The 26,726-nt window shown below is 73.1% G+C and carries 27 protein-coding genes and 1 pseudogene; 9 read left to right on the plus strand and 19 right to left on the minus strand.

Annotation, left to right across the window (positions count from 1 at the left end; all coding sequences use genetic code 11):
- The first annotated feature begins 140 nt into the window (after nt 1-140).
- Nucleotides 141-782, plus strand: coding sequence for a hypothetical protein (locus ACZ6EM_RS34105; protein ID WP_401055735.1), 642 nt, complete (start codon nt 141-143; stop codon nt 780-782).
- Between the two features lie 225 nt (nt 783-1,007).
- Here ACZ6EM_RS34105 and ACZ6EM_RS34110 read toward each other — a convergent pair whose 3' ends face one another.
- A complete protein-coding gene (locus tag ACZ6EM_RS34110) occupies nt 1,008-1,451 on the minus strand; it encodes an RICIN domain-containing protein (protein ID WP_465774082.1) in 444 nt (147 codons plus the stop codon).
- A gap of 185 nt (nt 1,452-1,636) precedes the next feature.
- Here ACZ6EM_RS34110 and ACZ6EM_RS34115 point away from each other — a divergent pair, with 185 nt between their 5' ends.
- Nucleotides 1,637-1,843: a DivIVA domain-containing protein gene (locus ACZ6EM_RS34115; RefSeq protein WP_452180770.1), complete on the plus strand. Its 207-nt coding sequence runs from the start codon at nt 1,637-1,639 to the stop codon at nt 1,841-1,843.
- Nucleotides 1,844-2,024: 181 nt separating this feature from the next.
- Here the strand turns inward: ACZ6EM_RS34115 and ACZ6EM_RS34120 are convergent, their stop codons facing one another.
- The 9 genes and pseudogenes from ACZ6EM_RS34120 to ACZ6EM_RS34160 form a co-directional block, all read right to left on the minus strand.
- On the minus strand, nt 2,025-2,252 hold the full coding sequence (locus ACZ6EM_RS34120; protein WP_452180771.1) for an NUDIX hydrolase: 228 nt from the start codon (nt 2,250-2,252) through the stop codon (nt 2,025-2,027).
- 75 nt (nt 2,253-2,327) lie between these two features.
- A complete protein-coding gene (gene tgmC / locus ACZ6EM_RS34125; RefSeq protein ID WP_465774083.1) occupies nt 2,328-3,470 on the minus strand; it encodes an ATP-grasp peptide maturase system methyltransferase in 1,143 nt (380 codons plus the stop codon).
- A pseudogene (gene tgmB, locus ACZ6EM_RS34130) lies at nt 3,454-4,432 on the minus strand (ATP-grasp ribosomal peptide maturase). Before tgmB ends, tgmC begins: the two are co-directional and overlap by 17 nt.
- Complete coding sequence (gene tgmA, locus ACZ6EM_RS34135) at nt 4,432-4,692, minus strand: putative ATP-grasp-modified RiPP (RefSeq protein WP_465774084.1); 261 nt, start codon at nt 4,690-4,692, stop codon at nt 4,432-4,434. Before tgmA ends, tgmB begins: the two are co-directional and overlap by 1 nt.
- 189 nt (nt 4,693-4,881) lie before the next feature.
- Nucleotides 4,882-5,730: a helix-turn-helix domain-containing protein gene (locus ACZ6EM_RS34140; RefSeq protein ID WP_465774085.1), complete on the minus strand. Its 849-nt coding sequence runs from the start codon at nt 5,728-5,730 to the stop codon at nt 4,882-4,884.
- A 13-nt stretch (nt 5,731-5,743) separates the two neighbouring features.
- On the minus strand, nt 5,744-6,262 hold the full coding sequence (locus ACZ6EM_RS34145) for a DUF6879 family protein (protein WP_465774086.1): 519 nt from the start codon (nt 6,260-6,262) through the stop codon (nt 5,744-5,746).
- Nucleotides 6,243-6,512, minus strand: coding sequence for a hypothetical protein (locus tag ACZ6EM_RS34150; RefSeq protein WP_465774087.1), 270 nt, complete (start codon nt 6,510-6,512; stop codon nt 6,243-6,245). The genes ACZ6EM_RS34145 and ACZ6EM_RS34150 overlap by 20 nt, the downstream gene beginning before the upstream one ends.
- Before the next feature lie 241 nt (nt 6,513-6,753).
- On the minus strand, nt 6,754-6,996 hold the full coding sequence (locus tag ACZ6EM_RS34155) for a hypothetical protein (protein ID WP_452180777.1): 243 nt from the start codon (nt 6,994-6,996) through the stop codon (nt 6,754-6,756).
- Entirely contained in the window at nt 6,996-7,358 is a 363-nt protein-coding gene (locus ACZ6EM_RS34160) for an ATP-binding protein (RefSeq protein ID WP_401047295.1), read from the minus strand. Before ACZ6EM_RS34160 ends, ACZ6EM_RS34155 begins: the two co-directional genes overlap by 1 nt.
- A gap of 258 nt (nt 7,359-7,616) precedes the next feature.
- Between ACZ6EM_RS34160 and ACZ6EM_RS34165 the strand changes: the two genes are divergently transcribed.
- The 3 genes from ACZ6EM_RS34165 (at nt 7,617) to ACZ6EM_RS34175 (ending at nt 8,964) form a co-directional block, all read left to right on the plus strand.
- Entirely contained in the window at nt 7,617-8,483 is an 867-nt protein-coding gene (locus tag ACZ6EM_RS34165) for a helix-turn-helix domain-containing protein (RefSeq protein ID WP_465774088.1), read from the plus strand.
- The gene (locus ACZ6EM_RS34170; protein WP_465774089.1) at nt 8,476-8,667 is read left to right on the plus strand and encodes a DUF397 domain-containing protein; all 192 of its coding nucleotides are present in this window, start codon (nt 8,476-8,478) and stop codon (nt 8,665-8,667) included. The genes ACZ6EM_RS34165 and ACZ6EM_RS34170 overlap by 8 nt, the downstream gene beginning before the upstream one ends.
- 105 nt (nt 8,668-8,772) lie before the next feature.
- Nucleotides 8,773-8,964 (plus strand): DUF397 domain-containing protein, encoded by a 192-nt coding sequence (locus tag ACZ6EM_RS34175; RefSeq protein WP_465774090.1) that lies wholly within the window; start codon nt 8,773-8,775, stop codon nt 8,962-8,964.
- A 55-nt stretch (nt 8,965-9,019) separates the two neighbouring features.
- Here the strand turns inward: ACZ6EM_RS34175 and ACZ6EM_RS34180 are convergent, their stop codons facing one another.
- The 6 genes from ACZ6EM_RS34180 to ACZ6EM_RS34205 form a co-directional block, all read right to left on the minus strand.
- Nucleotides 9,020-10,015 (minus strand): YhjD/YihY/BrkB family envelope integrity protein, encoded by a 996-nt coding sequence (locus tag ACZ6EM_RS34180; RefSeq protein WP_465774091.1) that lies wholly within the window; start codon nt 10,013-10,015, stop codon nt 9,020-9,022.
- 231 nt (nt 10,016-10,246) lie between these two features.
- On the minus strand, nt 10,247-11,356 hold the full coding sequence (gene menC, locus ACZ6EM_RS34185; RefSeq protein ID WP_401049322.1) for an o-succinylbenzoate synthase: 1,110 nt from the start codon (nt 11,354-11,356) through the stop codon (nt 10,247-10,249).
- Complete coding sequence (locus tag ACZ6EM_RS34190) at nt 11,353-12,219, minus strand: GNAT family N-acetyltransferase (protein WP_401049320.1); 867 nt, start codon at nt 12,217-12,219, stop codon at nt 11,353-11,355. Before ACZ6EM_RS34190 ends, menC begins: the two co-directional genes overlap by 4 nt.
- Nucleotides 12,216-13,814 carry a PucR family transcriptional regulator gene (locus ACZ6EM_RS34195; RefSeq protein WP_465774092.1) on the minus strand — a complete coding sequence of 533 codons (1,599 nt, stop codon included), beginning with the start codon at nt 13,812-13,814 and terminating at the stop codon, nt 12,216-12,218. The genes ACZ6EM_RS34190 and ACZ6EM_RS34195 overlap by 4 nt, the downstream gene beginning before the upstream one ends.
- A gap of 313 nt (nt 13,815-14,127) precedes the next feature.
- The gene (locus tag ACZ6EM_RS34200) at nt 14,128-15,708 is read right to left on the minus strand and encodes a serine hydrolase domain-containing protein (RefSeq protein ID WP_465774093.1); all 1,581 of its coding nucleotides are present in this window, start codon (nt 15,706-15,708) and stop codon (nt 14,128-14,130) included.
- A gap of 121 nt (nt 15,709-15,829) precedes the next feature.
- Complete coding sequence (locus ACZ6EM_RS34205) at nt 15,830-16,894, minus strand: alpha/beta fold hydrolase (RefSeq protein WP_465774094.1); 1,065 nt, start codon at nt 16,892-16,894, stop codon at nt 15,830-15,832.
- Between the two features lie 282 nt (nt 16,895-17,176).
- On the opposite strand from ACZ6EM_RS34205, the gene ACZ6EM_RS34210 reads away from it, so the two are divergent.
- Both ACZ6EM_RS34210 and ACZ6EM_RS34215 read left to right on the plus strand, forming a co-directional pair.
- A complete protein-coding gene (locus tag ACZ6EM_RS34210) occupies nt 17,177-17,563 on the plus strand; it encodes a recombinase family protein (RefSeq protein WP_452178868.1) in 387 nt (128 codons plus the stop codon).
- 231 nt (nt 17,564-17,794) lie between these two features.
- A complete protein-coding gene (locus ACZ6EM_RS34215) occupies nt 17,795-20,695 on the plus strand; it encodes an ATP-binding protein (RefSeq protein WP_465774095.1) in 2,901 nt (966 codons plus the stop codon).
- A 90-nt stretch (nt 20,696-20,785) separates the two neighbouring features.
- Here ACZ6EM_RS34215 and ACZ6EM_RS34220 read toward each other — a convergent pair whose 3' ends face one another.
- Nucleotides 20,786-20,953 carry a hypothetical protein gene (locus ACZ6EM_RS34220; protein ID WP_452178870.1) on the minus strand — a complete coding sequence of 56 codons (168 nt, stop codon included), beginning with the start codon at nt 20,951-20,953 and terminating at the stop codon, nt 20,786-20,788.
- Nucleotides 20,954-21,226: 273 nt separating this feature from the next.
- Here ACZ6EM_RS34220 and ACZ6EM_RS34225 point away from each other — a divergent pair, with 273 nt between their 5' ends.
- Nucleotides 21,227-23,560, plus strand: a complete 2,334-nt coding sequence (locus tag ACZ6EM_RS34225; protein WP_465774096.1) for a DUF7927 domain-containing protein — start codon at nt 21,227-21,229, stop codon at nt 23,558-23,560.
- A gap of 195 nt (nt 23,561-23,755) precedes the next feature.
- Here ACZ6EM_RS34225 and ACZ6EM_RS34230 read toward each other — a convergent pair whose 3' ends face one another.
- A complete protein-coding gene (locus tag ACZ6EM_RS34230) occupies nt 23,756-24,853 on the minus strand; it encodes a baeRF3 domain-containing protein (RefSeq protein ID WP_401052510.1) in 1,098 nt (365 codons plus the stop codon).
- A 334-nt stretch (nt 24,854-25,187) separates the two neighbouring features.
- Nucleotides 25,188-25,778, minus strand: coding sequence for a lytic polysaccharide monooxygenase (locus tag ACZ6EM_RS34235; protein ID WP_401052512.1), 591 nt, complete (start codon nt 25,776-25,778; stop codon nt 25,188-25,190).
- A gap of 343 nt (nt 25,779-26,121) precedes the next feature.
- On the opposite strand from ACZ6EM_RS34235, the gene ACZ6EM_RS34240 reads away from it, so the two are divergent.
- Nucleotides 26,122-26,589 carry a MarR family winged helix-turn-helix transcriptional regulator gene (locus ACZ6EM_RS34240; protein ID WP_465774097.1) on the plus strand — a complete coding sequence of 156 codons (468 nt, stop codon included), beginning with the start codon at nt 26,122-26,124 and terminating at the stop codon, nt 26,587-26,589.
- The last annotated feature ends 137 nt before the right edge of the window (nt 26,590-26,726 follow it).

The raw sequence follows: 26,726 nt of genomic DNA on the forward strand, positions 1-26,726 counted from the left end.
TCCTCGCCGGGTGACGGCCCGCCGTCCTTTCCAGTGACTTGTCCGCCCGACCCGGCCGTTTCCGTTTGGCGTGTCCACGCCGCCGGAATCCCTGTGCCTCAAGAGGGCCGCGAGGCCCCGCACCGAAGGGAACCGCCAGCGTGCACCACATCATCCGGAAACTCGCCCTGCTCACCGCCGCCACCGCGACGACGGCCACCGCGGCCGTCCTCCCCGCCCCGCCCGCGCACGCCGCGCCCCGGCTGTTCGGCCCCGCGGAGTTCGGCATCAGCTTCACGCCGGACGGCGACCCCGGCCAGTGCGGCGGGCGCCAGGGCGAACAGTGGCACCTCAACGGCGACTGGTCCGACGAGATCCGGCTCGACACCGACGACCGCCCCGGCGGCTGCCGGCTCGCGTTCGGCATCTACGACCCGCAGAACCAACTGGGCTCCGCCTCCTTCCGGTACGCCTTCCAGTCCTCCCCCGGCACCGCCCCGGGGCAGTGCGGCAACGAGGGCGACTACCGGATCCCGACCTCGTCGACGGCCCGCACCTTCGGCCCGACGATCCGCATCGACACGGACAGCCGTCAGGGCGGGTGCACGCTCACCTTCCTCGTGTCGAACACCGCGTCCGCCACCCTCGACATCCGGTACGCCGGGGACGGCGACGTCAGCCAGTGCGGGGGCGCCCTCCCGAACGACGTCCACACCGCGTCCCCGGGCCATCCGGTGGCACTCGCCGTCGACACCGACAACCGCCCCGGCGGCTGCCGGCTGCAGCTCCGCATGAACGTCTAGCCGGCGGGCACGGCCCGGACACCCGGGCCGTGCCCGCCGGCCCGAGGGAGTGGGCGGGCTTGCCGACGTGCCGGTTCCGGGTGCCCGCCGAACGGACATCGAGCCACCCGGACGTCGCGGCGGGTCGGACCCACTCGGGGTCCACCCGCCCGCGTTGCGGTGGTCCCGGCCGGGCCGGGACCACCGCCACCAACCGGTCAGTGCGAGTCGTCACCGGGCTGCCGTTCAGAGGAGCTGGAAGGACCACTCCTGCTTCCAGCCGCCTTCACAGCTCCATACCCCGAGCTGCTTGAAGTCGGAGTCGTGGGTGAGGCAGTCGTCGTCACCGATCTGGACCCGGTACTTGCCGTTGCCGAGGCTGACGAACTCCCACTTCTGGTTGGAGGTGTTGCCCCAGGCCTGCTGTTCGGCGACATAGGTGTCGGGGTTCTCGGTGAGGTTGTACCCGAGGTCGTTGACGATCCGGTAGCGGTCCCCGCCCAGCGGCTTGATGGTCCAGCGGGACCCCTTGTACCCCAGGATCCCGCCCACGATGGGCGAGCCCCAGCTCGCGGTCTCGGTGGGTGCCGAGGCACCCAACCCGTTGGAGAGCTTCAGGAACAGCGGCCGCTCGGTCGGGATGCTGGAACCGCCTCCGCTCGTCGGGGGCTTCGGGCACGTCGGAACCATCCTTCTTCTCGGAGAAGTTGGATGCTAGGCATCGGAATTCTCCGTCCCGCGACTCCTGACGCAATCCATATGACAAGATCAAGAAGCCTGACGCCTTTCACGCGCCACCCCGGTCGGTGCGCCCTGCGGACCGGGCTCGACCCCAGCGACCTGCCCCGGGCAGGCCGGATCGGAGGACCCGCGAGGTGTCGACCTCACCGGAGTTCCACGGCTTCGACCTGGTGCGGCGCGGCTACGACCGCCCCGAGGTCGACAGCTACCTCGACGCCCTGTCCCGAGCCGCCCCACCGCCACCCGTGCCGGCCTTCCGGATCAGGTGGCGCGGCTACGACCGCGAGCAGGTCGACGCGCGCATCGCGGACCTCCTGCGCGGCAGGGACGCCAGCGCGTAACCCACGCTACGGGCTCGGCGCAGGAAGTCGGACCGGCCGACTTCCTGCGCCATGGGGTGTCCGGCACCCCGGCACGCCGGGGCACAGGGGTCAGGGTCAGGGTCAGGGCGAAGACCACCCGCCCGCGTCGCGGTGGTCCCGGCCGCCCGCACGGGGTGCGGACGGCCGGGGCCGTCGAGCGCTACAGCGCGGCCAGGAATCGGGCCCGCAGCGTCTCGTCGGCGATGCCCTCGACGGGCCGCCCTGCGTACCCGGTGACCTCTTCCTCCTGGAGGGCGACCAGCTCCGCGCCACCGGTCCGGAAGGGGAACCGCACATCGATGTGCCGGTGCTCCGGCTCGCCCTTGGCGGGGTTCTCCGGGGTGGTGTGCACGTCGATGTGAACGGGACCGTCGGCGGCGAGCCACATAGCCGCGATGGCTTCGTGAGCCTTGCTGTTGAACATTGCTCGGTGCAGGGTCGCGCCGGTTGGGTCCAGCCCGGCTCACACCGGCAGGTCCCAGCCCGGGCCGTCCTCGGCGCCGAGCCAGACGCGCTGTCCGGCCGCCGAGACGGTGATCCCGAAGCCGCCCTGGTGCGGCTCACCGGCAGCCTGCCAGCACTGGACCGCGCGCTCGACCCGGTCCCACAGGCGGACGGGCCCGCGCTGGGTCACGGTCCACCCGCCGCCGGGGCCGGGTGCTGTCCGTGCCTGCGATCCGGTGGACAGGTCCCAGAGGATCTGCCGGGCCCCCGCACCCATGCGGACGGCTGCGGGCGCGGCGAGTTGGGCCACCCAGCCGCCCGTCCAGTTGTCGAGTGTCGCCGGGTCGATGAGGGTCGGGGACTCGTCGCCGGGCAGCAGGTCCAGCGTCGGGCGGGGCGGCCGGTCGTGCGGGCGGGCGATCATGAAGCTGGTCTGGTCGGTGAGGAACCGGCCGGTGGCCTCGCCGGGGCCGGTCACGTCGAGCAGCGCGAGGGCGTTCGCACAGCTCCACCCGGAGAGGGTGACCAGGATCCGACCGCCGGGCTTGACCTGGTGGAGCCACGGGAGGGGGATGTACCGAACCGAGCAGGTGGCGATGAGCCGGTCGTACTGGCCGCCGTCCGGGTCCCCGCGCAGCCCGTCCCCGACGATGAGCCGGGGGGAGAATCCCGCGGCCTTGAGCGCCGCCGCCGCTGCCACACCGATGGCAGGGTCGTACTCGACGCTGGTGAGATTGGCGTCCCCGAGGCGGTGGGCGCCGAGGGCGGTCGAGTACCCGGTCCCGGTACCGATCTCCAGCACGCGGTGCCCGGGCTCGACATCGAGCTGCTGCCACATGCGCAGCACCACGGACGGCAGGGTGGACGACGAGGACGGGGTGCCCGTCACCGCTTCACCGGCCGTGTCCTCGGGCCCGATGCGGCCGTCGAGTTGGGTGACCAGCGTCCGGTCGTCGTAGATCCCCTCCAACCATCCGGGCTCACCCTCGCGGACGGGTCGGTAGCTGGTCGGAACGCTGCCGGTGACCGGGGCGAAGTGGGTTCCGACGAAGAGTTCCCGTGGAACGGCCCTCGCGGCGCTCTGCCACGCGCGTTCGGTCAGCGCACCGCTCTCGGTGAGCCTGTCGGCCAGGGCGTTGCGGAGTTCAGCCGGTGTGCTCATGTGCGGCGGAACCTTTCTGGAGCTGGTCGGCGAGGGCGTGGGCGATGGCGTCGGTGGTCTCGGCCGGCTGCCATGCCCACTGGCCGTTCGGGTTGCATTCGAGGAAGTACCAGGCGCCCGAGGCGGTCACCGCGAAGTCGAAGGCCCCGTGGACCAGGCGGAACCGCCCAAGGTAGGCGGCGATCGAACGCGCGACCGGCCCGGGTACGTCGATCGGCGTGCACGTCATCCGGTCCTGGCGGCGCCGCCAGTCGAGGTCGGGGCTGTCGATCCGGACGCCGAACAGGCGGTCGCCGACGGCCGTCACGCGTGCGTCGAACGCCTTCGGAACCTTCGCCTGGAAGAGGTGCGGGCAGGCGGACACTGCGCCGGTGATGTCGGCCGGATCGACCTCGCGCACCCACACGGCGTGGGGCCGCCCTTCGACCGCGTAAGGGGTGTTCCACAGCGGCTTGTACACCGCCCCGCCGGATTGGGCCGCCACGAACTCCCGGGCCTCGTCCGCACTGTTCGTGATCACCGTGTCGGGGACCGTGAGACCGAAGCGCTGCGCGGCCGCCAGCTGTGCCGGCTTGTGCTCGGCGGCACGGTTGGCCCAGGGGTGGTTCACGTAGTGCGCGGCGGGGAGCGACGCGAGGATGCCGCCCGCACCCCAGGGTTTGCGCGGCGGCGAACCTGCGGTCCTGGCTGGCCAGTTCGGGCGGTCCCTCGTAGGGCGACGCCCGGCGTACCCAGACGGACCGGACTACGGAGAGGTCGACGTTCCGGCCGGCCGTGTGCAGGGTGCCTCGCTGACCGCCCGTGCGGTACGTGGCAGTCAGCGAGGCACCCGTGTGCAGGTCGGTGCCGGGATCGAGACGGACCACCGGGACCCGGCGCTCGGCGAGCACCCGCAGTACCGCATCCGCGGTCACGTCAAGGGGATTGGTCAGTACCAGCACCGACCCGCTTCGGTCGTCCATCAGTCGTTGCTCTGGTCCTGGTCGTAGGACTCGGTGGTGTCGGCGTCGGTCGGGGAGCCCGGGTTTCCGTCGGGCATGGTCTGCGTGGGCGTCAAACCGCTGGTGCTGGTGCCGTGACCGCCCATCTCGACCGTGCGGCCGCGCTCGTCCACGAACATGGCGACCTGCGTCTCGGGGTCGATGACGGGCGTGTACTGCGGGACCGGGACGGTGGCCGTGAACGGCTCCATGCGGGTGGTACCCCACGGTGCGGTTGTCATCTGTGCTGCGCCTCCATTTTGCGTGGTGGTGCTGACGGGACCGACAGCTCGGCCGGTTGGCCGGGTTGTTGGTCCCAGCAGTTCGGCCTCGCGCCGCGATCCGACGTCGATGCTCTTGACAGGAAGGTACGGAGCGAGCGGCAGTCACCGCCATGAAGTTCCACGGAATTCCACACCGATGGCAGGAGATCATCCGAGCAGCGCAGCGGCGGATGTGATCAGTTCACGAGCGGTCGACCCGTAGACGGCCAACTCGGCCAGCTCGCAGAACGTTTCGGCGTACATTGTGATCTCGCTCGGCTGGGTGATGGTCAGGTAGCCGGAGATCAGTTCCACGTTCACCTGCGCACTGTCGAAGATCCAGAAGCCTTCGGCCGGCCAACGCGTCCGATCGGGGCGCATCGGAACAACTCCCAGGCTCACATGGGGAAGCGATCCGACGGTCGCCAGGTGGCGCAGTTGGTCGTGCATGACGCTGCCGCCGCCGATCCCGCAGCGCAGTACGGACTCCTCGATCAGGAAGGCGAACCGCCGATCGCCCTCGTACAGCACTCGTTGGCGTTGCATGCGGGCGGTCACAGCAGCCGGAACATCGTCAACAAGCCCTCGGCGCCGCTGGATGGCTTGCAGAGCGGCGGTCGTGTACCCCGGCGTCTGAATCAGGCCGGGCACCAACCAGGACGAGTAGGACCGGAAGCGGTGCGTTCGCTCGTACAGCGGAAGCCGAGCCTCTTGGGCAGCCTTGAGGCCGGCGCGCTCCATGCGCCGCCACTCGATGAACATGCCTTCGACGGCCCGCAGAGAGGCGATCAGGTCCGGCGCGCGGTCCTCGGCCCCGCAGGCCCGGCACCACTTCCGGATGTCGTCCTCGGACGGCGGTGTGTGGGCGTTCAACAGCCGCGAGACCTTTGACGGGTACCAGCCACACGCCGCGGCCAGGTCACGCCCCGACAGCCCGGAATCCCGCTGGATCTCGCCGAGCCGGTCGGCGAGATTCTGGCGGGCACGCTGGACACTCGAAGACGCCGGGACAGCCATGGACGGTGATCGATCAGCCGGGACGGTACTCCGCGTGCGGCGTCGCCCGTTCCCAGGCGGCTTCGTAGGCTGCCAGGTACCGCTTGGCCAGCTCCGGATCGGTCCGGACCTCCATGCCGGCTTCGGCCCACTGCCCGTCCCCGGTGAAGTGGTGCAGGATCACCACCTCGTCATCCATCACCCAGCCGTCCAGGCCGGGCAGGAGCAGGTCGCCGGCGCGGGAGCGCGGCAGCCACCGCACGTCCTCCCCTGCCGCAACGTTCGGGAACGTCACGTCGTACTCGTACCGGATGTAGTCGGTCACCGGCTCGGAGACGACACGCAGACGGCGCATGGCGACCCCGCGGCCGGTCGCCTCGGCCACCACGTCGAGCCACGACCGCCACCAGGACTCGCGGTCCGTCGGATCGAGCCTCTTGCCCTGCTGCCAGGCGATGAACTCGGGGTCGTCCAGCATGTAGCTGTCCCGCATCTCCAGATGCACCGCCGAGCGCTGTGCCTTGGCCAGCTGCTCACGAACCGCCGTTGCCACCGTCGTTGACCTCACTGTCCGGCCGGGGGATGAACTGGATCATGTTGGCGGGCAGCCGGAACACGCCCTCGTGATCCGGGATGTCCGTGGAGTGGCCCGGGATGGAACCGACCTCCTGGGCCTCCCTGATGGTGGCCTCGTCGGCCTTCCAGGACTGGATCACCAGGTCGCCGGTCGCCTCGTCCAGCCAGATGGTCGGCGAGCCGTCATCAGGAGTGTTCGGGTAGATCCCCAAGAACTTTAGCGTCATGACTACCTCCCGTACCGAGTGGATTCCACGCAGTTCCACGACCTTGGCCCCGCCCGTGAAGGGGCGTCAAGGGCGTGAATGAAGCACTGCCGCAGCCCCCGGCGCACAGGCGGCGGGGGCCGGCGGGGTCAGGCGTCCTCGTCGGGCGGCGGGGTCGTGCGGAGGGCGGTGACGACGCCCAGGGCGACGATGGAGACCGCGACGGCGAGGAGGACGGCGAAGGCCGTCCCGATCAGGAACTTCACCAGGAGTCCCGCTCCGCGTCGAGGAGCAGGACGAGGAGGTTGAGGAGGGTCGAGGCCGGCGCCGTGTTGAAGCGGACGAGGACGCGGCCGTCGATGGTCCGGTCGGTGCCGGCCGAGGGGAAGATCAGGCCGAACTTCCGCCCCCGGTCCTGGACTTCGGCGAGGAGCGTGCTGATGTGGGCGTCGGTGTAGTGCCGGATCCGGGGGTCGGTCGGCAGCATCGGGTGGCGGCGGGCCATCACGCGGCGCCGTCCAGCTCGAACCAGACGGATTTGGCGCGCTCGTGGGGGTCGACGCCCCAGCGGTGGGTGAGGCCCTCGACCAACTGGAGGCCCCGGCCGGACTCCGCGAGCAGGGAGAGCGGCGGGGTGGTGGGGAGGATCGGGCTCCCGTCCGTGACCGAGACGCGCAGCGAACCGTTGGTGGAGATGATCTCGACGAGCGGGGCGGGGGTGTCCCCGTGGCGCCAGGCGTTGACGAGCAGCTCGCAGAGGGCGAGCTGCGCGTCGGAGATGACGGAGGGGGACCAGCCGACGCGGGTCATGGTGTTGTGGAGGGTCTGACGGGCGATGGCGATGGTGGGGGTGTTGACGTGACGCATGGGAGTTCTCCCGAGGCGTGAGTGAGGGAGGAACCGGCGGAACAGGTGTCGCCGTGAGCCAGGCCGGTGGAGATGGAGGTGGCTGCTCTTCAGCGCTTGCCAGCAGGCATTACTGACGATCCGTCGGATCGATGTGAGATCGACCATAGCGCACGCTGTCAGAAATTTATGGCGCTCGCCGTGAAGTTCCCCCGAACGTGGCTCCAGCCACATGGGTCCCTGCGGCACACTGATCTCATAGCTCGCAGAGAGGACGCCATGGCCCTTCGATTGAACCCAACCCTTCGCCAGCGGCGGTTGGGCACCGAGCTGCGAAGGATGCGGGAACAGGCAGGTCTCGGAGGCAGTCAGCTTGCCCGAGAACTCGGCATCTATCCCGCCCAGGTGACGCAGATGGAGAACGCGAAGACCGGGATCAGTGTCGAGCGGCTGCACACGATCGCTGCGGTCTGCATGTGCGCCAACCAGCAGCTGATCGACGCCCTCGCCGACATCATCACGGACCGCGAGAAGGGTGGCTGGTGGGAGGAGTACCGAGGTGAAGTAACCATAGACTTCGCAGAGGTCGCCGAGCTTGAAGCCGGGGCACAACGGCTGTCCACGTACACGACCGCGTTCGCTCCAGGCCTTCTCCAGACCAACGCCTACGCTCGCGCCCTGTTCTCGCAGACCTTTCCGCCCCTGCCACGTCACGAGATCGACCTGAGAACAGCGTTCCGCATGCGGCGGCAGGACGCCGTTCGCTCCGAAGGCACTCCATACACTGCGTACGTCCACGAGGCCGCCCTGCGAATGCAGTTCTGCGGACCGGAGGCTCACTCCGAACAGCTCGGCTCGCTGATCACTGACTCCCAGCGCCCTGATATCTCGGTCCGTGTAGTGCCGTTCAGTGCCAGCTTCGCCCCAAGTCCCAGCGAGAACTTCACCTACGCGCAAGGTCCGATCGCTGAGCTCGACACCGCTCAGATGGACACGGGTCATGGCATCCGGATGTTCGATGCGCCTGCACATCTGGCAAGGTTTCGCGCACTCCTCGACCAGATGGACCGCTCGGCCCTCTCCGAAGAGATGTCACGAGATCTGATTCGATCAATCATGGAAGAAGTAGGAAGTAAGGATGCATAGCTCCACCTGGCAGAAGTCCAGCTACTCCGGCGCCAGCGACAACTGCGTCGAACTGCGGGCCACGAATGGGACGGTCGAACTCCGCGAGTCCGACGAGGGCCACCTCGTCCTCCGCACCACCCCCGCCACCCTCGCCGCCCTCCTCCACGGCCTCAAAGCCGGCGAATTCGACCACCACGCCTGACCGCCCCAACCCCGCAGCGCCCCTCGCCCACCCTGGTGCGAGGGGGCGCAACCACCGCACCGCGAAGGCAAAGGTCCCCGGCCAGGATGGAAACGGAAGACAACAATGCCTGAGTCCACCTGGCAGAAGTCCAGCTACAGCGCCGCAAACAATGAGTGCGTGGAGGTCCGCACGGTCGCCGGGGCGGTCGAACTCCGTGAGTCCGACGAGGGCCACCTCGTCCTCCGCACCACCCCCACCACCCTCGCCGCCCTCCTCCACGGCCTCAAAGCCGGCGAATTCGACCACCACGCCTGACCGCCCCAACCCCGCAGCGCCCCTCGCCCACCCTGGTGCGAGGGGCGCCAGGCACTCAATGTCTCCTTGGCAGTCGCCCCAGGAGGCCGTGGCCACGAGTCGTCTGCCAGCGCGAGCGCGCCAGCCGCAGCACCGTGTCCCACTGCTGGCGGACCTCGTCGTCCGGCGGGCGCTCGCCGCGCCCGATCCTGTCGAGTTCGTCCCGCACCTCCCGTCCGAGCGCCGCCGAGGCCACGATGGCGAGCATGGCTCCGAACAGGGCGGAGAGCATGGCGAAGACCGCCCCGATCGCGCCGTAGCGGTCCGTGGAGGAATTGACGAGGCGCGGCAGGTAGACGCCCATGGCCACCGAGTACCCGGCCAGCAGGACCGCCGCGATGCACCCGAACGGCACGAGGCCGAGCCGGGGAATCCTGCCTGCGGACAGCAGCCGACCGCTCCAGACGAGGAAGGCCGCCGTCAGCGGCGCCTCCACGACGTCCGCTCCCAGCCCCAGCGGCCCGCGGTCGAGAACGGCGTGGACCCAGCCGCTCAGCGCGGCGTACCCGGCCAGCAGCGCGATCCACTTGAGGCCGTTCACCGTGTTGCGGACGCTCAGCGGCTCCAGCTCCCAGCCCTGCTCGAACAGCCGCTGGGCGGCCCGCGCGAAACTCAGCACCGAGACGAGGAGGAAGGCGATCCCGAAGAGCCCCGCGGTGCCCCAGTCGTTCGACGCGGAGAGCATGTCGCGCACGGCTTCGGCGCCGCCCCCGGTGAGTCCGTAGCGGTCGATGACGCGCTGGGCGACGTCCTTGCCGCCCAGGCGGACGACGAGGGTGCCGCAGACGATGGCCAGCGGCACCAGGGCGGTGAGCGCGGCCGAGGCCAGGGCCATCGAGCGGTCGAAGCCCACGAGTCGCTGGAAGCGGCTGACCACGCGCAGCGCGAACGCCGGGCGGAGCCAGAAGGTCGCCGTCCTCAGGATGGTCTCGCGGCTGATCCGTCTCGTGTGGCCCTCCGGAGTGACAGTGGTGGGGTGTCGGCGCGGGAAGCCGGGGAAGCCGGTGAGCACGCCGCCGGTGTGATCCTCGCGCGGCGGGCTCAACCCGCTGCGGCAACCCGCCGGAACGAGTTCCTCCGGCTGCGACCCGAGAGGTGGCGCGCGGCGCGGGAGCGGCCCTCGGCCGGCTGATGTCCTGTCGTGTCGGGCCTGTCCGTGGATCCCGTGTCGAGCTGCGGGGTTGCCGGGGAGGAGCCCCCTGACTCGGGCACCGCACGGCGGTGCCCGAGGCCCTACGGCTCGTCAGACGGTGAGGAGTTCCGTGGAGGTGGTGGCGGCTTGCAGGGCGTCGGGGTCGGGGACGATGCCGATCCCCGGGCCGGTGGGGACGGTCAGACGGCCGTCGTGGAGGACGAAGGGGTCGGTGATGTCGCGGGTGTAGTAGCGGGCCGAGGCCGAGATGTCGCCGGGCAGGGTGAAGCCCGGGAGCGCGGCCAGCGCCAGGTTGGCCGCCCGCCCCAGCCCGGTCTCCAGCATGCCGCCGCACCACACCGGTACGCCGTTCGCCAGGCACAGGTCGTGGATCCGGCGGGCTTCCAGGTACCCGCCGACCCGGCCGGGCTTGATGTTGACGATCGAGCACGCCTCCTGCCGGATGGCGGTGGCCGCGTCCCGGGCGGAGGTGATCGACTCGTCCAGGCAGATCGGGGTGTCCATGCGGGCCGCCAGCCGGGTGTGCGAGAGCAGGTCGTCGGGGGCGAACGGCTGCTCGATCAGCGTCAGCCCGTAGGCGTCGAGCCGGCGCAGGTGGGGCTGGTCCGCCGGACCGTAGGCGGTGTTGGCGTCCACCTGCAGGGCGATGTCCGGGCCGAACGTCTCCCGGACCGCTCGCAGCGGCTCGACGTCCCAGCCCGGTTCGATCTTCAGCTTGATCCGGGCGTAGCCCGCGCGGAGGTAGCCGTCGACGGCGCTGATCAGCTCGTCGACGGTGTCCGTGATGCCGACCGACACGCCGACCGCGAGCTCGGTGCGCGTCGCCCCGAAGTACTGGGCGAGGCTGATGCCGGCGGTCCGCAGTTCGGCGTCCAGTACCGCCATCTCGACGGCCGTCCTGGCCATCGGATTGCCTCTGACCGGCCGGAGCAGCTCGGGTACCAGTGCCGCGGTCAGCCCGGGGGCCCGGGACAACCGGGGCAGCAGGAACTCACGTACCACTTCCCGGGCCCCGGCCAGGTACTCGGCGCTGTACGTCGGATCGTCGTCGGCCACGCACTCGCCCCAGCCGACGGCTCCGTCGGCCGTGGTGACCTTGACCAGCAGCGAGTTCCGGTGTTCCTGGGTTCCCAGTGCGGTCCGGAACGGCGCGACCAGGGGCAGGGCCACCTCACGCAACTCCACCTGCTGCAGCTTCATTCCGATGTTTCCTTCCGTCGCAGGACGTACCAGCCGGACCGGTCGAACCCGTCGATCCGGTAGCCGTTCTCCAGGGCGCCGCCGAGCGCCTGGCGCATCGCGGACCGCCAGCGCCGGGCGGCGGCCGGATCCGTTCGCCGCAGGGACTCCGCGTCCACGGGGGTGACACAACGCAGTACGCCGCCGGTCGCGGCGCGCGGTACGGGCTCACCGTTGCCGTCCGCTTCGAGCACGGGTTCCGCCGCGGCCGGGTCCGGCAGCGGTGCCGGTGCGTGCGGCGTCCCGTGCACCGGCCAACTGACGAACAGCCGGTCGGAGTCGTCGCCGTCGTTGATGCCGTCGGCCAACGGCCCGTAGAAGTCGGGCAGGTACGCCTCCGCGACCGCCCCGAGCCGCCGCAGGTTGAAGTGGGCGTTGCGGCGGATCAGCGGGTCGTACGTCCACGAGATCGACGACAGGCCCGCCTGGGCGGCCCACTCCCGCTGGTGCGACTTCATCGCCGCGCCGATCCCGCGCCCGCGCATTCCCGGCAGCACGCCGGCCACGTGCGAGTGCAGGCTGTCCCCGATGGTGCGGAATCCGGCGGTCACGCCGACCATCGCCGTCCCGAGATACGCCGCCGCGACGTAGCCGCCGGTGTGGGCGAGCGCGCACATCACGTCCAGGGCCAGCGGTGGCTCGGCGATGTCCGGGGTGTTCCACACGGTGCGCAGCACCGCGTCGGCCTGCTGGAGTTCGGGTACGGTCCGGAGCAACCGGATTCGGACGTCCGCCCGTTCCGCGCCGGCGGAAGGAAAATCGACCGTGCGACGAGTCTGCTCGGCGGGCCGCTCCGGGCCATTGGCGTCCGGGCCCGAGTTCACCTGGCCTCCTTTGTGCCGATGTCCGGCAGCCGTAGCCGCAGTTGCAGCGCCAGTGCCAGCCGCAGGTCCGGATCGTCGATGTCGATCAGCTCGGCCAGCCGGCGCAACCGGTGCCGCAACGTGTTGGGGTGCAGCGTCATGGCCTCGGCGACCCGTGGCACGTCGTAGTGCCCGGCGATCCAGCAGCGCAGTGTCTTCTCGTACTCCGTTCCGTGCCGGGCGTCGTGGTCGAGCACCGTCGACAGGGGCTCCCCGTGCAGGGCCGGACGGTACCGGAGCGCCTCGTGGACGTCCCGCAGGAATATCGGGGCGGCCAGCTCGTCGTGCCGTCCGATCTCCGTCCTGCCGAACGGTCCGCACACCACCTCGAGCGCCTGCCTGGCCTGGCTCAGCCCTGTCGAGACGTCGGCGAGGCCGGGGAGGGTGCGGCTGATCCCCGCCCGCCAGCCGCCGCCCAGGGTGTCGCTCGCCCGGGCCAGCACCGTCGCGATGATCAGCTGGATCACGGGCGCGTCGGGCGCCGTGTCGACCACCGCCACGGCCTGACCGTCCAGCGCTCCGGCGGCGGCTCCCAGCCGGTAGGCGGAGAGTCCCATCCGCAGCAGGTCGCCGACGTATTCGGCGGCGGAGTCCGGCGAGACGCCTCGCGCGTGACCGGCCGGGTCGCCGAAGCGGCCGATCACCAGCACGGTCGCCGGGGCGTCGAAGCGTATCGCGAACGAGTCGGCGAGCTCCCGGGTCGCTCCCGGGCCGCGGAGCAACCAGCCCAGGCGCTCGGCTCGTTGCCGGCGCTCGGCGTCCGCCGCGAGGCTGACCCGGGCCAGGTGGGGCGCGGCCAGCCGCGCGCCCTCGGCGAGGACGTCCGCCGCCTCCTCCGTCAGGGGCTCATCGCCTTGGAGCACCCAGATGGTGCCCAGCGCCTCGCCACCGTCCCGGATGGCGATGGCGAGGCGTGGCCGGTACTCCTTCGGCTCGTAGCTCCAGACCGCGGTGTCGGAGCGCAGGACGGCGGCGTACTCCTCGGCGTGGGTCGGGTGGTCCGGCACCCGGCGGCCGAGGATGCCGTCACGGCGCGGGTCGTCGACCAGTTGGCCCGGGACCGTGGAGTAGGCCAGCACGCGCATGGACAGGTCCTCGATCGCCACCGCGCCGCCGGCGCGCACGGCGATGTCGTTGGCGAGGGCGAACAGGTCGGTGGACCGGTGCCTGTTCGGCTCGAACACCGGGCTCGTGATCGCACGCAGCGCGTCGATCAGGGTGTAGAGCTGCCCCCAGGAGATCTCGGCGCTGCGCTCCAGGAGCGCCACTCCGGTCCGTTCGGCCGCCTGTGTCAGCGCTGCCGTGTCCGTGCTGCCGGCTCGCATGACCACCGCCGTGGCGTGGTGCTCGGCTGCCCGCTCCAGGACGTCGGCGGTCAGTCGGCCGGGTACCAGGACGATCGCGTCGGTCAGCCCTGTCCCGGGGGCGTCGGTGTCATGGATCGTGGGCGCCCCGACGGCGACCGCCCGGCCTCGCGGCAGTGCGAGCGGCCGTAGGAGGTCGGTTCCCAGGCTGTCGAGCACGACCCCGAGGGTGATCCCGGCGGGGGCTGTCATCGCCGCTCCGATCGCGGCATCCGGCCTCGGCGCTCTCCGGTGGACTCACCGTCGGCGGTCACCTGTTCACCGGCCGGGAACACATGCGTCGTTCCGGTCGGCGGCAGCTGCCTCTCCGGACCGGCCACCGCCGGCCGCGGGGTGGTGTGGCCCACCAGGGGGGCGACGTGGTTGCTCGGCCCGGCGGCCTTCCGGCGGCTCGGCGGAGTCGGAGTCATGGGGAGTCCTCGTCAGGGGATGGGTCGGGTGAAGGGGGCGCCGATGAGGGACACCTCGGGGCGGTCGGCGGAGAGCGAGCAGCGGACGGGGGCCGTCAGGGGACGAGGTTGAGGCCGGGGGGAAGTCCCAGGGGGGCGGTGTCGTCGGGCTGTCGGACGAAGCGCATCCGGTGGACACCGTGCGTGCTGATCAGGAGGTCGTCGCCGCTGGGGCGCAGGCTGATCAGGCCGCCCGCGCGGAACGCGCCGTCCGGTGCCGGTTCGATCGTCCCGACGAACTCCAGGCCGAGTTCGAGCGTGCCGTCCCGGGTGACCGTCGCCAGGACACCGAGTTCCGGACTGCGGTAGACGGCCGGTGGCAGTGTGGCACCGGCAGCCGCGGGGGGACAGCGCCGGTACTCCGTGGCGCGGCCGGGGCGGTACACCGATCCGATCCTGATCGTGCCGGACGACACCCGCAGCCAGAAGCCGGCGCTGTCCTCCAGGCCGTGCCAGCTGCCGTCGACGGCCGGGGCGAACTCGCCGGCGGACGGCGCGTCGTGGATGCGGATCCGGCCGTTGCCCACGGCGTCGATCCGGAGGGTGAGGCCGGATCGCGGATCCAGCCAGTCCCCCGCCAGCCGGGCAGCGGGCTCGGCGGCCACCGGGTCCGCCGTCAGCGCGACGGGATCGTCCTCGGGCAGCCCGGCGGCCAGCCGGAGCACCCGAGTGGCCAGCTTCGCGGAGTCGATCGAGGAGTTGTTGCTCAGCAGCGCCACGCCGAGGTCGGCGTCCGGCATGAACAGCAGCTGGGACCGGTACCCGGGGACACCGCCGGCATGGCCGAACGCCGGGTGGCCCGCGATCGTCGTGTGGTAGAGACCCAGCGCGTACGGCCACTCCTCCCCGTCCCCGGAGTCGACCTGCCGCACCAGCCCGTCGCGGATGTCGGCGCCCAGGACCCGGCCGTCCTGCAGGAACCCGAACCACGGCGCCAGGTCGGCGACGCTGGTGGCCAGGCCGCCGTCGCCGACCGCGGACTCCTCGGTGTCGGCGCGCCGGACGGCACCGCGGGTGACATCGTACCCGTAGGCGAATCGCGGCAGCGGCTCCCGGCTGTCCTCGCGGAACACGGTCTCGTTCATGCCCAGCGGTGTGAACATCCGGTCCGTGGTGAACTCCCCCAGGGTGCGACCGGTGAGCCGCCGCACGAGCGAGGCGACCAGGACGTACCCCGTGTTGGAGTAGGAGAACGCGGTCCCCGGTTCGAAGTCGACCTCGGTCAGCCCTGCCACGAAGGCCAGCGTCCGGTCCTGGGTGATCCTCGTCAGCGGGCGGCCGGCGATCGTCGCCAGCGCCAGCCAGTCCCGCAGACCTCCCGTGTGCCACAGACATTGACCGACGGTCACCGGCACCGCCAGCTTCAGCTCGGGCAGGTGCGTGCGGATGTCGTCGTCCAGCGACAGTCGCCCGTCCCGGCACAGCAGCAACGCCGCCGCGGCGGTGAACTGCTTGCTCATGGAGGCGATGTCGAACCGTGTCCGGGTGTCGACCGGCGCCTCGAACTCCACGCTCGCCAGCCCCGCAGACGCCTGGTGGATCAGCTTCCCGTCGGTGTAGATCCCGACGGACAGTCCCGGGTCACCCGGGCGTATCGCCGAGCCCACGACCTCGGACAGTGTTGTTGAGATGGCCATGCACCCCAGACTCTCAGTCAGGACTGCCCGGAGGGTTTGTCCTGACAGGCAAAGTCCGCTCGCCCGACGTTGGCCGAAAGGACATGCCCCTGTGCCTCCTGACGTCAGGAGCATTCCTCGCTCAGAGCCGGTCGGCGTCGAGGACGGCCTGCGCGAAGGCCTCGGGTGCCTCCTGGGGGACGTTGTGGCCGATCTCGGGCAGGCTCCGGTGGAGGTAGGGGCCGGTGAAGAAGTCGCGGTAGCCGGCGCCGTCGCCGGGGGCGGTGAACGGGTCGCGGCCCGCGTCCAGGGTCACGGTCGGCACGGCGATCCGGGGACGGGCGGCGAGGCGGCGCTCCAGCTGGTCGTAGCGGTGCTCGCCCTCCGCCAGGCCCAGCCGCCAGCGGTAGTTGTGGATGACGATCGCCGCGTAGTCGGGGTTGTCGAAGGCGGCGGCGGTGCGGTCGAAGACGGCGTCGTCGAAGGCCCAGGTCGGCGAGACCTGCTGCCAGACCAGGCGGCACAGCTCGCGGCGCTTGTCCCGGTCCTCCATGGCACGCCGTCCGCGTTCGGTGGCGAAGTAGAACTGGTACCACCAGGTGTGCTCGGCGGCGGGCGCCAGCGGCTCCTTCTGCATCTCGACGTCGGTGACGAGGTAGCCGCTGACCGAGACGAGCGCCTCGACCCGTTCGGGCCACAGCGCGGCGATGATGTCGGCGGTGCGCGAGCCCCAGTCGAAGCCCGCCAGCACGGCCCGCCGGATGCCCAGCGCGTCCATCAGGGCGAGCACGTCCAGGGCGACCGCGGCCTGCTGGGCGTTGCGCGTCGTCCGCTCGGACAGGAAGCGGGTGGTGCCGTGGCCGCGCAGGTACGGGACGACGACGCGGTAGCCCCGGGCGGCGAGCGGCGGGGCGACGTCGACGTAGCTGTGGATGTCGTACGGCCAGCCGTGCAGGCAGATCACGGCGGGGCCGTCGGCCGGGCCGTCCTCGGCGTAGCCGACGTCGAGCAGGCCGGCCCGGATCTGGGCCAGGCGGGCGAAGCCGGTCCGGGCGGCGGGGGCGGGGGCGGGGGCGGCGGCCGGTGCAGGGGCGGGGGCCCCGGCGGCCCGGGCCTGGGCCTGGGGCAGGGGTGGGGCGGCCAGGGACAGCGCGGTGGTGCCCGCGCCGAGTCCGACGGCCCTGGTGAAGGTGCGCCTGTCGATCATGCCGATTTCCTCCTTGGTGCGAACGTGTGCTTCATTCCAGCTAGTTGACGCCGCGTCAACGGCCCGGAGCGCCTCGGCGCGCCGCGCGGGGCCCCCGGGACGGCCGGGAGCGCGAGCGCCGCCCGGGGCCCGCGGGGCCTGCGGGGCGGGGCGGTGACCTGTTCGGCGGTCGCACGATTGGGTGGCGACCGCTATTGATCCCGCACTGTTCACCGGGGCCTGCTGGAGTGGACGGGCGCCCCACTCCCGTCGCACTCCTCACCCACCGGGCAGGTGAACGACATGACCGACCGCCCCCCGCACCCCGGCCTCCCGGCCCGGCCCGCGCTGTACCTCCGCTGTTACCCCGCCGACGCGGCGGGGCTGGAGTACCAGCGCGCGGTGCTGGAGCGCCTGGCCCGCTACCGCGGCCTGCCGGTGCCCTCCGCCTTCCTGGACGACGGGGTGCGCTCCGGCGACCCGCACCCCGCCCTGGAGCGGTTGCTGGAGCGGGCCGAACAGGGCTGGGTGAACGTGGTGCTGGTGCCGGGGCCGTTCGTCTTCTCGCTCGACGACCGCAGTGCCCGGGCGACGGTGCGCCGGCTGGAGGCGCTGGGCTGCGCGGTACTCGAACTGCCCGGCCCGGACGTCCCGCCGCCCCACCCGCCGGTCCGCGCCCGGACCGCCTGAACACACTGCCCGCACCGCCCGCACGCGCACGGACACACCTCCCGCACCACAGCAACACACCACGGGAACGCACCACCGGAACGCACCGCGGGAACGCACCGCACCGCCCGCACCACCTGCGCCGCGAGGGCGCCCCGGCGGGTACCGCCGGAAACCGTCACGGCATGATGTGCCCATGGCCTTCGCACCCCTCCTCGGCGAGCGCCGCGCACCCGAACCGACCGGACGGCCGTGAGTCGGCCCGTCGAGCCGGGATCGCCCGGCGCCGGTTTCGTGTTCGTGGGGCGCCGGCCCGAACTGGACCGCCTGACCGACGCGATGCTCCGCCCGCCCGCCGTGGTCCTGGTCGAGGGCGAGGCCGGCCTGGGCAAGTCCCGCCTGGTGGCCGAGGCCGCGGCCGGTGCCGCGGCGGCGGGCCGCCTGGTGCTGACCGGCTTCTGCCATCCGCTGCGCGAGCCGCTGGCCTTCGGCCCGGTGGTGGACGCGCTGCGCGGCGTCGGCCCGTTCCTGCCGCCCGCCGACCGCATCCCGGCCAGCGCCGGGGCACTGCGCCCGCTGCTGCCCGACCTCGCCGACCGGCTGCCGCCGCTGCCCGCGGCCGCCGGTGAGGGGACGCCGGGGCTGCGGCTGCTGGTCCAGGCGGTGCGCGCCCTGCTCGGCGCGCTCGGCGAGACGGTGCTGGTCGTCGAGGACCTGCACTGGGTGGACGACGCCACCCGCGAGCTGCTCCTGCTGCTGGCCCGGGACGTGCCGGAAGGGCTGGCCCTGGTGCTCACCTACCGGGCCGAGGACCTGGCGCCGGACACCCCCGTACTGGGCGCGGCCTACCGGCGCCCCGCCGGGGTGGGCGGCGCGCTGATCCGGCTGGCCCCGCTCGCCGAGGCCGAGGTCGACGAGCTGGCCCGGGCGGCGCTGGGCCCGCGCGCGACGGCGGCGCTCACCCGGGTGCTGTTCGACCGCAGCGAGGGCCTGCCGCTGGTCGCCGAGGAGGACCTGATCACGCTGTGCGAGCAGCGCGGTTCCGGCGCGCTGACCAACGCCGCGGACCTGGCCGCCGACCTGGAGCAGTCCGAGGTGCCGCGCGGCCTGCGCGACGCGGTGACCGAGCGGCTCGCGGCGCTGTCCCCGGAGGCCGCCGCGATCGCCTCGGCCGCCGCGGTGCTGGGCGTGCCGGCCGGGGAGGACCTGCTGGCCGCCGTGGCCGGCCTCGACCCGCAGGCCGCGGCGGACGGCCTCACCGAGGCGCTGCGGGCGGCGGTGCTCAACGAGAAGCCGCTGGCCCGCTACGGGTTCCGGCACGTCCTGGCGCAGCAGGTGGCCTACCGCCGGCTGCCGGGGCCGCGGCGCGGCGCGCTGCACCGGCGGGCGGTGGCGGCGCTGGGCGCGCGCGAGCCGAGGCCGCTGGTGCAGATCGCCCACCACACGCTGGCGCTCGGCGACCGGGCGGCCTGGCAGGAGGTGGCCGAGGCGGCCGCCGACCAGGCGGTGGCGCTCGGGGACAGCGGCAGTGCCGGCGCGCTGCTGCGCCGGCTGCTGGACGAGCCCGACCTCGATCCGCGGCGGCGCGGGCGGGCCGCGCTGGCGCTGGCGCGGATCGCCGCCGACGGCGTGGATTCGGTGGCCAGCGCGGCGACGCTGACCGCGATCATCGCCGATCCGCGGCTGCCGGTGCCCGACCGCGGCGAGATCCGGCTGTCGCTGGGCTTCCTGATGGCGGTGCACGGCGGGGACCGGGCCGGTTTCGACCGGATGGAGGAGTCCCTCGACGAGTTGGAGCAGCGTCCGGGCCGGGCGGCCCGGGCGATGGTGGCGCTGGCCATGAACGAACGCGACGGCGCCGGCGAGCGCGCCCGGCAGTGGCTGGAGCGGGCCGAGCGGACGCTGGCCGCGAACCCGGACGAGGAGGTGGCCGCCGCGGTGCGGGCCACCCGGCTGACGTTCCTGGCGCGCGAGGGCGACCCCGCGGTGTGGGAGCGGCTGGACGCGCTGCCGCGCAGCTCGCGGCGGCCGGAGATCGTCCGGCAGACCACCCGTGCGCTGTACAACGCGGGTGAGATCGCCGTGGAGCTGGGCCACGACCGGCGGGCGGCGCGGCTGCTGGAGGAGAGCCGGCGCCTGGCCCGTCGGGCGGCGATCCCCTATCTGGAGTGCTACAGCCGGATCGCGCTGGTGCGGCTGGACGGTCTGGCCGGGCGGTGGGACGGGCTGGAGGAGCGGCTGGCCGCGCTGGGTGCGGAGTTCCCGGACCTCGCGATGGCCGGGGTCGAGCAGGCCCTGCTGCGGGGCCGGCTGGCGGCCGCGCGCGGCCGGCTCGCGGAGGCGCGCGACCACTTCACGGAGGCGGGCCCGTACGGGGAGCGGGAGTCGCAGGTGACCGGGGCGCTGCGGGCGGCGGCGGGGCTGGCGGGGCTGCAGCTGGCGGAGGGGGACGTCGCGCGGGCGGCGGCCACGCTGGTGCCGGCGCTGGACGCGCTGCGCCGGGCCGGGGCCTGGCCGCGGGCCGCCGAGGTGCTGCCGGTGGCGGTCGAGGTGCTGCTGGCGGCGGGCGACGCGGCGGGTGCGGCGGAGCTGGTCGAGCAGGCGCGGGCGCATCTGGAGGGGCGGGACGCGCCGGCGGCCCGGGCGGCGCTGGCCTTCGCCGGCGGTCTGCTGCTGGCCGGTACGGATCCGGCGGGCGCGGGCGCGGAGTTCGTGCGCTCGGCCGGGCTGTGGCAGCGGATCGGGCGCCCGTACGAGCAGGCGCGGGCCGAGGAGCGGGCGGCGACCGTGGCGGCGGGGGGCGACCGGGCGGCGGCCGGGGAGCGGATCGCCGCGGCCGAGCGGGCCTATCTGGCGCTGGGCGCGGCCTCGGACGCGGCCCGCTGCCAGCGGCTGCGGCGGGAGCTGGGCCTGGGCCGGGCGGCCTCGCCGGGGCGGCGCGGCTACGGCGAGCGGCTGTCCCCGCGCGAGCGCCAGGTCGCGGCGCTGGCCGCCCAGGGCGCGGCGAACCAGGACATCGCCCGGGCGCTGTTCCTGTCGACCCGTACGGTCGAGCACCACGTGGCGAGTGCGCTGCGCAAGCTCGGGGTGGGCCGGGCGGGACTGGGCGAGGCGTTGGCCGCCGCGGACGGGGCCCCGGAGGGCACCGGCTGAGGGAGGGGAAAAAAGGGGGGTCCCGCCCGCTCCCTCAAGGGGCGGGACCCGGTCCGGGGTCGGCCGTGCCGGTGGTGCCCGGCGCCGGGGTCAGCCGTGCCGGTGGTGCCCGGCGCGTTCGACGAGCCGGGAGAGCCGGGCCAGCCGGGCCAGGCCGGGCCGGCGCAGGCCGCTGCGGCGGGCGGGCAGGACCAGCCCGGGGTCGGGGGCGGTGAAGTGGGTGTCGGCGTAGAGCCGGAGACGTTCGCGGCGGGTCATGGGGCGACCTCCGGGGGTGAGGGTCGTCGGTGTGGGGCGGGCTCCAGGAAACCGGCTGGGCGGGGGCGGGAACAATGCGTAGCGCTACCCAATCCCCCGTACCGAATCCTGGGTACCGGCCGTTCGCGCGCCTCGGACGGGCCGTCAAGCGGTGTTGCCCCACGCGGGTGAAAGAACCGTCCGGCAGGCGTCGACGCCGGTCCGCGCAGGTACGTGGTTCTGCTGTTCGTGTCACCTCCCGACAGCGAGGTTCCCGTGTCACCTGTCCGACGAGTGCGTCCGCGCCCGCCGCACGTCCTGTCCGCGTTGCTGGCGGTGGTGCTCGGTGCGGGTGCCGCCGCCCTGGGCGTTCCGGCACCGGCGGCCTCGGCGGGGCCGCCGGAGGCCGTGCGGGCCCGGCCGGCGGCGCAGCCCGCGGCGAAGGCGGAGGGCAGGGCGGCGCGGCCGAAGCCGCGCGGGGCCGGGACGCAGCGCCCGATCGGCCCGGACCCGGTGGTCGACCTGCTGGCGCACGGCAACCTCACGATGGCCTCCAACTCGGTGCTGACCTGCGACGACAGCGACGGCACGGTCTGCTCGGACACCGAGGGGTCGAACAACGGCCGGACCAAGTTCGTCAAGGTCGACCCGAACGCGCCGGGCCCCAACGCCTCTTCGGCGCAGCTGCTGCTGCCGGCCGGGGCGAACGTCCTGTCGGCGCGCCTGTACTGGCAGTTCAACCCGACGGGGACGAGCACCAACGGCACGTCCGGGGACATCAACCTGGGCAACCGGGTCTCCTGGAAGGTCCCGGGCGCGAGCGGGTACCAGCAGGTGACCGCGGACACCTACGACTGGTTCGACCAGATGGTGGGCGGGAACCCGCCGGAGCCGCTGCTGGCCGCCGGGGCGGTCAAGGACGTGACGGCGGAGGTCAGGGCGGCCGGTGCGGGCAGCTACACCGTCGCCGACATCCAGGCGTGCAGCGGCCGTTCCTCCGCGCAGAACTTCGGCGGCAACAACGTGGGCTGCTGGGGCGGCTGGTCGTTGGTGGTCGCGTACGAGGACACGGCGGAGCCGCTGCGCTACCTCCAGGTCTGGGACGGCTACCAGCTGCTGCGCGACCCCCACAACTCGACGACCCTCACCCTCGGCGGCATCCGCACCCCCGCCACCACGGCCCCGCGGGCCGTCATGGGGATCACCGTGGGCGACGGTGACGCGCCGATCGCCGGGGACTCCCTGGCCGTCGGCTCCACGCCCACCGACCTGACCCTGCTGCCGATGCCCGGCCCCACCGGGATCGGCACGGACAACGCGTTCACCAGCCGGATCGACCACGTCGCGACGGACGGCACCGGCGCCAACATCACCACCCGCGACCCCGACCCGGTCAACAACTACGGCTACGACGCCCGGATCATCGACGTGACCGGCAAGATCCCGGCCGGCAGCGAGCAGGCGCTGGTGCGCATCAGCGGCGCCGGCGACGCCCTGGAACCGCAGGCGGCCTGGCTGGCCCTGGACGCCCTCGAACCCGACCTGCGGATCACCAAGGCCAACACCCCGCCCGGCAGCCCCGACGACAACCCGCCCGGGCTGGTCGGCCCCGGCGAGACCATCACCTACACCTTCGCGGTGGCCAACCGGCGCCCGGACGGCACCAGCACCGACCTCGACACCGCGACCGGCGTCACCGTGACCGACACGATCCCGGCCGGCACCACCTTCGTCCCCGCCTCCGACCCGGCCTGCCGGGCCAGTGGACAGACCGTCACCTGCACGGTCCCCGACCTGCCCCCGGGCGCCGAGGCCAACGTCGCCTTCCAGGTCACCGTCGACGCCTCCACCGCCGTCGGCACCCACCTCGACGACACGGCCACGCTCCAGTTCCGGGGCAGCCAGACCCAGCGGGCCCAGGAGCGCACCAGCAACACCGTGCGCAACACCGTCGCCGCCGTGCCCGGCTACACCATCGTCAAGACGGCCGACCCGACCACCGCCAAGCCCGGCGACACCGTCCACTACCGGATCCAGGCCACCAACACCAGCCGGACCGACGCCCCGGGGGTGACCCTCACCGACGACCTGTCGGGCGTGCTGAACTCCGCCGCGTACAACAACGACGCCACCGCGGACCGCGGTCAGGTCCAGTTCGCGGGCACCGCGCTGACCTGGAGCGGGGACCTGCCCGTCGGGGCCACCGTGACCATCAACTACTCCGTCACCGTGCGCTCCCCGCTGGCCGCCGACGCGGTCCTGCGCAACGCCGTCTCCTCCGGCACCTACGCCAACAACTGCTCGCAGGGCTCGACGGACGCGCGCTGCCGCACCGAGGTCCCGGTCACCGTCCCGAGCCCCAGCCCCAGCCCCAGCCCGAGCCCGACGTCGTCGCCGAGCCCCAGCCCGAGCCCCAGCCCGAGCCCGACCACGAGCCCCTCGCCGCACCCGACCCACAGCCCGGGCCACAGCCCGACCCACGTCCCCCCGCCCGACCACGGCCACGGCGGCCAGCTGCCCGAGACCGGTAGCAACGCGGCCCGGCTGCTGCCCGTCGTCGGCCTCACCGCGCTCGGCGCCGTCGCCGCGGGCGTGCTCCTGCTGATCCGCGCCCGCCGTACCCGCTGAGCCCCGTCACGACCGCACTGCCCCGGCCGCGCCCACGCCTCGCGTGGGCGCGGCCTCGCGCTGCCGGGGGGTGCGGCGGGCGGACGCGCGGTGGGGCGGGCCCGGCCGGACGGTCGCCCTGTGCGACGGGAGCGGGTGCCTCCGATGCGCCGCGGCCGCCCACCGACGAAGGGGGCGGCCGCGGTCGAGGGCGGGTCAGTAGCGCAGGACGGCGGCGATCCGGTCGCTGTCGGCGAGGGTGCCGTCGGGGACGAAGCCGACCTGGCCGCCGGTGTCCAGAGTGCGCTCGATCACCTCGTCGACGATGTCCTCGCGGGCGCCGGGCTGGTCGGCCTCGGCGGGCACGAGGTGCTCGCCCTCGTCGCGCACGGTGGCGCGGTAGTTCTCCTCGACCACCAGGCGGGCGACCCGGCCCTCGCCGACGGTCCGCCAGACCTCGTCCAGGCCGGCCGCGAACTGCTGGGCGCCGCGGGCCTTGTCGAGCTGGGCGAGGTGCTCGGCGACCTCCTGGTCGGCGTGGGCGCGCACGGCGGGTTCGACCACCTTGCGGACGGTCTCGGCGTCGGCCTGGGCCAGGCCGCCGTGCGGGAGTTGCGCGGTGGACTCCTTGGCGATCGGGCCGACGGCGTCCAGCAGGGCGAGCGCGGCGGCCTCGCCGACCACGTACAGCGGGCGGGGGGCGGCGGCCAGCAGCCTGCCGACCTCGGTGTCGGCCTGGCGCAGGAAGGTCTTGGTCGCCTCGTCGCGGAAGGTGCTGGGCGTGTCGCCGATCTGCTCCTGGCGCTCGGGGTCGGGGTTGTCGAAGACGCGCACCAGCGGGAAGCCCCGGCCCTTCTCCTCGGTGACCCGCTCCTCGGTGCCGCCCCAGAGCACCACCTTGTCGGCGGCGACCGCGAGCACCCAGAACGGGCGCTCGGCGGCGTGCGCGGCGACCAGGTTGCGGGTGAGGAAGGTGTCGGACAGGACCACCCGGGCGGGGGCGGTGCGCCCGAGTGACCAGACCTGGTGCTCGCCGGGGGCGGCGAAGATCGCCAGGCCGTCCTCGGCGTGCACCAGGTCGACCTCCGTGTGGGCCCGGTCGAGCTGTTCCAGCACGTCGATCCGGTCGGCGCGGGAGACCTCCGGGTCCGCCTGGACGCGCTCCTTCGCCTCGGCCAGCAGGTTGCGCAGCCGGACCGGGTCCTGGGTGTTGTCCGGCTCCCGGCGGTGCGTGGGCATCAGGATCGACACCACCGGATAGGGCCGCGGCCGGCGCAGCTCGGCGAGGACGGCGGGGCTGAGGTCGGGGCGCATGGAGACCCTTTCCGAAGGCGGTCGGCCTTCTTTCGTGGACGCGCGGAGCCTGGCACTGCTGCCAAATGTCGCCAATGTACCCATTGGCGGCTTCTGCGGCGCGCGAGCACGGCCCGGGCGGGGGTCTGCGGTGCGGTCGGGCCGGGGGTCGGGCCCGGGGCCTGCGGTGCGGTCGGGCGGGCGGCCCGCCGGCGCCGTCCGGAGTCGGGCGGCGGCGTCGGCGGGACGCGGTCGGGCACGGTGGGGCCCGGTCGGGCACGGTGGGGCCCGGTCGGGCACGGTGGGGCCCGGTGCGACGCGACCGGTCAGGGCCGTCGGGACGGCCCGGGGACGGTCAGAACTGGACGTCGGTGCAGGAGTAGAAGGCGTTGCCGGTGTCGGCGATCTCCCAGACGGCGACGATCACCTGGTGGCCGGTGCGGCCGGTGGGCAGGGTCCCGGTGTGGGTGGTGGTGGCGGCGGGCTGGCGGCCGTTGTAGGGGACGGTCAGGAACGGGGTCAGGTCCAGGGCGGACCGGGTGATCGGCTGGCTCGCGCTGTAGCCGGGCTTGGTCAGGTAGTACGTGAAGTTCGTGGTGGAGTGCCGGGCCTCGATCTCCCAGGTGAAGGTGAGCTGCTGACCCGCCGTCACCCTGGTGGTCGGCCAGGCGCCGCCCCGGGGGTTGTCCAGCGGGGCCCAGCGGGCGTCCCCGCCGGCGCAGATGGTGCCGTCCGCCGGGCCGCGACCCGGGAAGCCCTTGGGACCCTCGACGCTCTGCGGCTCCCACTGGATGTCTCCGCAGTCCCACGGGACGGCGTTGGCGCCGCAGAGCGCGGAACGGCTCGGCGGCAGGTTGATGAAGCCGTGCGACTGGGCCGGCAGGGCCGCCGCGATCGGCAGGGCGATCGCGGCCGCCGCGGCGGCGATCAGATGGCGCTTGCGCATGGTGCTCCTCCGTGGGGGTGGATGGAGTGTGCGCCCGGCGCGGGGCGTGCGCGTGCGCGTGGGGGTGCGCACGGCGGCCTGCCGGAGATATGGCATGCCCGCGCCAGACCGGTTGCCCGACACCGTAGGAGCTGCCTTCCCCTCGCGTCAATGGTCTGAACCATTTACGCCAAAGCCTTGCGAGCACTGGGCGTCGCCCGACGTCTCGCACCCGGCACCCCACCCGTGCCCACCCGGGCACACGTGGGAAGATTGCTTGCACAAGCGCTATACAAGCTCTAGCCGATATTTCAGTCCATGGCTTATCCTGGACTCAGCCACATCCGGAAGGAGGCCGGGCCCCATGACCGCCACGGACCCCGCACTCACCGCCCTCGCCAGCGGCTGGAACGCCCTGTCCCTCCTGCACGGCCGGATCGAGTCCCACATCGAACGCGCCCTGCAGGCCGGACACGACCTGAGCGTGCGCGAGTACTCGCTGCTCGACGTGCTCAGCCGCCAGCACGACGGCGCGGGCGGGCACCTGCAGATGAAGCAGGTCGCCGACGCGGTCGTGCTCAGCCAGAGCGCCACCACCCGCCTGGTCACCCGACTGGAGGACCGCGGCCTGCTGGCGCGCTACCTGTGCCCGACCGACCGCCGCGGCATCTACACCAATGTGAGCGAGGACGGGCTGAAGCTCCTGGAGCGGGCCCGGCCGACCAACGACGCCGCACTGCGCGAGGCGCTCGACGAAGCCGCCCGCAACCCCGAGCTGACCTCGCTGGTCCGCGCGGTCGAGGCCGTGGACGCCGCCTCGCCCGCCCGCTGACCCCGGCCGGCCCCGCACCGCCGCTCCCCCGGGCCCGGGGGGTGCGCACCACCCCCCCCCCTCGGGAAAGGGGGGGGCGATGGCGGTTTTTTTTCCTCCCCCCCCCCTTTTCCCTCGACCCACTAGGAAGGAAACAC

This window comes from Kitasatospora sp. NPDC041917 (genome assembly GCF_055589745.1).